This window comes from Stenotrophomonas sp. S39, assembly GCF_016624665.1.
Taxonomy (GTDB): domain Bacteria; phylum Pseudomonadota; class Gammaproteobacteria; order Xanthomonadales; family Xanthomonadaceae; genus Stenotrophomonas.
In genome coordinates this window covers 1-6,343 of sequence record NZ_JACVTT010000155.1, presented here as the reverse complement: position 1 = coordinate 6,343, position 6,343 = coordinate 1, and the positions used below count along the sequence as shown (strand labels likewise).

The window sequence follows — 6,343 nt, the reverse complement described above, 5'->3', positions numbered from 1 at the left end:
AGCTTGCTCGACTGCGTGTGCCAACGGCAGTCGAGCAAGCTCGACTCTACCAAGACTGGCCTGCTCAGCGGGGGCGGCGCCCGTTGCGCCACAGTACGGCGCTGGCGCCGATGATGCAGGCCAGGGTAGCCAGCAGCGCGCTGGCCACGCCCCATTGCAGCACCGGCACCAGTGACTGCGCCAGCGGGTCCGCGCGCAGCTGTTCCAGGCGCAGGCCGCCGGCCAGGGCCAGCAGCCAGCCGATGCTGGCGGGCGCGTAGGCGCCGACGATGTGGGTGTTCCAACGGCTCATGGCACTTCCCTGCTGAGGTGGCGATGGGGCGATTGTTCCGCCGCGCCCTCTCACAGGTTGAGACCGTGGCCGGACTCAGCGCACCCAGCCGCCGCCGAGGGCTGCCATCAGCGCTGCGCTGGCCTGCAGCTGCCGGCTCTGGATGTCCTGCAGGCCCAGCTGCGCCTGCCGCGCGTCGGTCTGCGCACTCACTACATCCAGGTAGCTCACCGCGCCGCCGGCGTAGCGGTCGCGTGCGATCTGTTCTGCGCGCCGCGCGGCCTGCACGGCGTCGTCCTCGTGCCCGCGCTGCGCGTCCAGCTGGCGCAGCAGGGTCAGCTGGTCCTCGACCTGGCGGATCGCCGCCAGCACCGTGGCCCGGTACTGCGCCGAGGCCGCATCGAACTCGGCGTAGGCCTGCGCCTTCGCAGCCCTGCGGCGGCCACCATCGAACACCGGCAGCGCCGCCAGCGGGCCCAGCGCCCAGTAGCGGTTGCCCACGTCCAGCACCGACGCGCTGCCCGAGGTCTGCCCACCCAGCAGCCCGGTCAGGCTGAGCTGCGGGAACCAAGCGGCACGCGCCACCCCGATGCCGGCGTTGGCGGCAAACACCCGCCGCTCGGCTGCGGCGATGTCCGGGCGCTGCTGCAACAGGTTGCTGGGCAGGTCCGCAGGAACCTGCGGCAGCGCTGGTAGATTGCCGTCGCCCAGCACGAAGCCACTGGCCGGGGCCCCCACCAGTTCGGCGATGGCATGGCGCAGCAGCGCATGGCGTGCATCCAGTGCATCCAGGTCGGCCTGTGCACTGGCCAGCTGGTGGCGCGCGCGGGCCACGTCCAGTTCCGAGGCGATCTCGCCGCGGAAACGGTCTTCGGTCAGGGCCAGCGCCTGCCGGTAGTCGTCGATGCTGTCGCGCAGGATCACCTGCTGCGCCTCGGCGCCGCGCAGCTGCAGGTACAGCCCGGCCAGCTGCTGCGACAGGCTCAGCCGCGCCGCCGCCAGGTCATCGCCGCTGGCCTCGGCACGCGCCCCTGCCGCAGCGGCGGCATTGCGCAGGCGTCCCCACAGGTCCAGGTCGAAGGACAGCGAGAACGCCGCGCTGTTGCTGTCGTAGATCGCAGGCTGGGTGGCGCTGCGCAGCGGCTTGTCATCGGACTGGCGCTGGCGCATCGGGCCGCCACTGAAGCCGACCTGCGGCGCGCGGGCCGACGCCACTTCACCGGCTGCGGCACGCGCGGCATCGTAATGGGCCACGGCCAGCGCCAGGGTCGGGCTGGCCTCGATCAGCTGCTGCTGCAGGTGGTCCAGCTGCGGATCCTGGAAGGCCTGCCACCACGCAGCCGGCAACGGCGAGGCGGCCGCGGGTGTGCCACTGCCTTCATAGCCTGCCGGCATCGCCACGGCAGGCACCTGGTAAGTCGGCGCGAGCGAACAACCGCCGAGCAGCACCGCGCCCAGCACCAGCGCCAGACGGCGTTCAACCACGCGCATGTGCAGGCTCCTGCTCACCGGCGACCACGCGCACATGGTCGCCTTCGCGCAGGGCATCCGGCGGGTTGGGAATGACCCGGTCGCCCGCCTTCAGCCCACGGTCCACCCGCAGCGTGCTGCCCAGGTCGCTGGCGATATGGATGTCGCGCAGGTGGACGATGTCCTTGCCATCGACCACCGCCACCTGGGTGCCCTTGGCGCGGAAGATCAGCACCTCGGACGGCACGCTCACGCCATCGCCGCCGCCCTGCTGCGGCAGGGTCACTTCGGCGTAGCTGCCCGGCAGCAGCGCGCCGTCGGCGTTGTCGACCACGAACTGCGCCAGCAGCGTGCCCGAGCTGCGGTCGATCGCACTGGAGTCTCCCTGCAGTGTGGCGGTGAAGTGGCGGCCGGACTGGCCCGGCACCTGCAGGCTGGCCTGCAGCCCCGGCGTGATGCTGCCCGCGCTGTTCTGCGGCACCGGCACCATCAGGCGCAGGCGGCGCGTGTCGGCAATGTTGAACAGTTCGCGGCCGCTGTCATCGGCGCGGATCAGCTGGCCGACGTCGGTCTGCCGCGAGGTTACGGCGCCATCGAACGGTGCGCGCAGCGTGCGGTAGCGCCCCAGTTCCTGCAGCCGCGCATAGTCGGCCTGCGCCGCTTCCACGCTGGCCTGCGCCGCCAGCGCATTGGCCTGCTTCTCATCGGCTTCCTGGCGCGACACCGAATGGCTGCCCAGCATGCCCTGCCAGCGCTCGGCACTGACCTTGGCCAGCGCGGCATCGGCCTGCGCCTGCAGCAGGTGCGCATGGGCCTGGGCGATCTGCTGGTCCAGTTCCGGGCTGTCGATCACCGCCAGCACCTGGCCGGCCTTGACCGACTGGCCGATGTCGGCATTCCATGATTTGAGGTAGCCACCGACCCGCGCGTGGATGGGCGCTTCGGTCCAGGCAGTCAGGTGCGCCGGCAGGGTCATCGTGCCCGCCGCCGCCTGTGCACCGGCCGTGACAACCTGCACGGCCGGCACCGCCTGGCGCTCGGTCCATTCCACCACGGCGTGCGCCTGCTGCGCGCGCAGGCCCAGGCCGGCGGCAACCACGACCACCGCGATTGCGGCACCCAGGATGAGGGGGCGGCGCAGCGAACGCTGCGGCAGCGAAGCATCAGACATGCAGGGGCTCTCCGGCGGGGGCGGTGCGGGGCTTACGCGAGTGGGCCAGGGCAAACACCACCGGCACGAACAACAGGGTGGCGCAGGTCGCCAGCAGCAGGCCGCCGATGACCGCGCGGCCCAGCGGCGCGTTCTGTTCGGTGGACAGTGCGGTCGGCAGCATGCCCAGGATCATCGCCAGCGCGGTCATGCAGACCGGCCGGAAACGGGTGAATCCGGCTTCCAGCGCGGCCTTGGCGGCATCGCCGTGTTCGGCCAGGCGCTCGCGGCAGAAACTGACCACCAGGATCGAATTGGCCGTGGCCACGCCCATGCACAGGATGGCCCCGGTCAGCGCGGGCACCGACAGCGATGTGTGGGTAAGGAACAGCATCCAGACCACACCGGCCAGGCCGGCAGGCAGCGCGGTGATGATGACGAACGGATCGGTCCACGACTGGAAGTTGATGACGATGAGCAGGTAGATCAGCACGATGGCGGCCAGCAGGCCGTAGCCGAGGCCGGTGAAGGCCACATGCAGCGCATCGATCTGGCCATGCAGGCCGACCTCGGTGCCACGCGGGCGCTGGCTGGCCATGCCATCGATGACCGTCTGCACATCGGCGGCCACCGCGCCCAGGTCGCGTCCCTGCACGCTGGCGTACACGTCCAGGGTGGGCTGCACGTTGTAGTGGGTCACCACCGCCGAACTGGAACCGCGCTGGATCTCGGCCAGGCCGCCCAGCACCTGCGGCACGCCGCTGCTGCCGGTGACCGGCAGCGCGCTCAAGGCGGCCAGGCTGTCCATGCGGTACTGCGGGGTGGCGGCCACCACGCCATAGGAAATGCCGTTCTTCGGGCTCAGCCAGAACGTCGGCGCCACCTGGCCACTGCCGGCCAGCGAGGCCACCATGCTGTTGGTGACGTCGCGCTCGGTGATGCCCAGGCCGTTGGCGCGCAGGCGGTCCACGTCCACCTTCAGCGTCGGGTAGCCATCGGGCTGCTGCAGGCGCAGATCGACCAGGCCGGGCACGTGGCGCAGGCGGCGGATCAGTTCCTGCGCATAGGCGCGGTTGCCGGCCGCATTGGGCCCGGCAATGCGCACGTCCATCGGCGCCGGCGAACCGAAGTTGAGGATCTGGCTGCTGGTATCGGCCGGCAGGAAGGCGAAGCTGGTGCCCGGGAAGGCGGCCGGCAGCACTTCGCGCAGGCGACGCTCGTACCCGGCGGCATCACCGTGTCCGGGCTTCAGCGAAACCTGGATGTCACCGTCCTGCGGGCCGATGGTGCCGCTGGCGCTGTAGGCCATGTTGATGCCGGTCATCGGCAGGCCCAGGTTGTCGACGATGGCATCGATCTCGGCCGGCGGGACTTCCTGGCGGATGCGCGCTTCAATGCGGTCGAAGGCAGCAGCGGTTTCCTCGATGCGGGTGCCCAGCGGCAGGCGTACATGCAGCGACAGCGCACTGGCCTCGGTGGCCGGGAAGAAATCCTGGCCCAGGGTCGGCAGCAGCGCGAAGGACACCAGCACGCAGGCCATGAAGCCGATCAGGAACGGCCGGCGGTTGCCCAGGGCCAGGCCAAGCAGCGCGTGGTAGCGGTCACGCACGGCCGAGAAACCGCCTTCGAAGCGCTGCTGCCAGCGCACCAGCGTGGCGGCCAGGCGCGCGCGGCGGTGCTGCGGATGATCGCCCTCGTGATGGTTGAGGAAGGCATCTTCGGGATGGTGGCCCACGGCATGCTCGACCCGGTGCGGGCGCAGCAGGTACAGCGCCATGGTCGGCACCAGGGTGCGCGACAGCACGAACGAACTGCCCATGGCGAAGATGACCGCCAGCGCCATCGGGCGGAACAGGTAGCCGGCGATGCCATCGAGCAGGAACATCGGCACGAACACGATGCAGATGCACAGCAGCGACACGAACGCCGGGCCGACGATCTGTGCGGCGCCATCGAGGATGGCCTCGCGCACGCCCTTGCCCTGTTCCAGGTGCCAGTTGACGTTCTCGATGGTCACCGTCGCATCGTCGACCAGGATGCCCACCGCCAGCGCCAGGCCGCCCAGGGTCATCACATTGAGCGTCTGCCCGGCCGCCGACAGCAGCGCGATGGCCGAGAGCACCGCCAGCGGAATCGACGCTGCAATGATCACCGTCGAGCGCCAACTGCCGAGGAAGACCAGGATCATCACGCTGGTCAGCAGCGCGGCGATGATGCCTTCGCGGGCGACGCTGCTGATGGATTCACGGACGAAGGTGGAGGCATCGCCAAGCAGCGAGATCTTCAGCGATGGCGGCAGGGTTTCGCCGATCTGCGGCAGCATGGCGCGGATGCGGCTGACCAGGGTGAGCGTGGAGGCATCGCCATTCTTCAGCGCGGCCATCAGCACCGAGTGGCCGCCGTTGACGCGCACGATGTTGGTCTGTGGCGGCGAGCCATCGCGCACGTGGGCGACCTGGCCGATGGTGACCACCGCGCCATTGACCGTGCGGATCGGCAGATCGTTGAGCGCTTCGATGTCGCTTGGGCTGTTGTTGAGCAGCACGGTGAACTCGTTGCCGCCCAGCTTGGCCGTGCCCACCGGGGTGATCTGGTTCTGCGCGGCCAGCGCGTTGCCGACGTCCTGCGCGGACAGGCCTTTGGCGGCCAGCGCCTGCGGATCGAGGTCGAGGGTGATCTGCCGCTGCTTGCCGCCGTAGGGTGCGGGGATGGCCAGGCCGGGAATGGAGGTGAGCGGTGGGCGCACGGTGTTCTGCGCCAGGTCGCGGATCTGCGATTCGCCCAGGGTCGGGCTGGAGAACGCCATCTGCAGCACCGGCACGGTGGAAGCGCTGTAGTTGAGGATGAGCGGCGGGGTCATGCCGGCCGGCATCTGCTTGACGATGGTCTGCGAGATGGCGGTGATCTGCGCGTTGGCGGTACGGATGTCCACGCCGGGCTGGAAGAACACCTTGACCACGCCCATGCCGGCCAGCGACTGCGATTCGATGTGTTCGATGTCGTTGACGGTGGTGCTGAGCGCGCGCTCGTAGGGTGAGATCACGCGGCCGGACATGGCATCGGGGGACAGGCCGGTGTACTGCCAGACGACGGCGATGACGGGGATGCCGATGTCGGGGAACACGTCGGTGGGCGTACGCAGGGCGCTGAGCGGACCGACGATGCAGATGAAAATGGCCATCACCACGAAGGTGTAAGGCTTGTTGAGCGCGGTCCTGACCAAGCCGAGCATGCAGCTCTCCAGCAGTGCGTGTGCCCACCGTGGGCAGCGCAGGCCGGAAAGTATCGGCGCTGGCAGTTAAAACAAAGCTGTGCCGTGGATGAAACATCTTTCATGAAAGGGGTGGGGTTCGGCAGGGCTGCGCCCTGCACCTGCAGAGGCAACGTCAAAAGCCAGAGCAGCATTCCGTGGGATGGCGGGGCACTGTGGGTTTGCGGGGACGCCGTAAACC

4 protein-coding genes are annotated in these 6,343 nt (G+C 69.5%); all 4 read right to left on the bottom strand.

What is annotated here, in order from left to right:
• Window positions 1-64 precede the first annotated feature (64 nt).
• Window positions 65-292 (bottom strand): hypothetical protein, encoded by a 228-nt coding sequence (locus IAE41_RS21580; RefSeq protein WP_079222284.1) that lies wholly within the window; start codon window positions 290-292, stop codon window positions 65-67.
• 75 nt (window positions 293-367) lie between these two features.
• Window positions 368-1,762, bottom strand: coding sequence for an efflux transporter outer membrane subunit (locus IAE41_RS21575; RefSeq protein WP_200734508.1), 1,395 nt, complete (start codon window positions 1,760-1,762; stop codon window positions 368-370).
• Window positions 1,749-2,912, bottom strand: a complete 1,164-nt coding sequence (locus IAE41_RS21570; RefSeq protein ID WP_200734507.1) for an efflux RND transporter periplasmic adaptor subunit — start codon at window positions 2,910-2,912, stop codon at window positions 1,749-1,751. The genes IAE41_RS21575 and IAE41_RS21570 overlap by 14 nt, the downstream gene beginning before the upstream one ends.
• Window positions 2,905-6,123, bottom strand: a complete 3,219-nt coding sequence (locus IAE41_RS21565; protein WP_200734506.1) for an efflux RND transporter permease subunit — start codon at window positions 6,121-6,123, stop codon at window positions 2,905-2,907. The genes IAE41_RS21570 and IAE41_RS21565 overlap by 8 nt, the downstream gene beginning before the upstream one ends.
• Window positions 6,124-6,343 lie beyond the last annotated feature (220 nt).

What these genes read in the sequence shown, in the direction of transcription:
- IAE41_RS21580 (WP_079222284.1), bottom strand. Translation starts at nt 292, where the DNA reads ATGAGCCGTTGGAACACCCACATCGTCGGCGCCTACGCGCCCGCCAGC.
- IAE41_RS21575 (WP_200734508.1), bottom strand. Translation starts at nt 1,762, where the DNA reads ATGCGCGTGGTTGAACGCCGTCTGGCGCTGGTGCTGGGCGCGGTGCTG.
- IAE41_RS21570 (WP_200734507.1), bottom strand. Translation starts at nt 2,912, where the DNA reads ATGTCTGATGCTTCGCTGCCGCAGCGTTCGCTGCGCCGCCCCCTCATC.
- IAE41_RS21565 (WP_200734506.1), bottom strand. Translation starts at nt 6,123, where the DNA reads ATGCTCGGCTTGGTCAGGACCGCGCTCAACAAGCCTTACACCTTCGTG.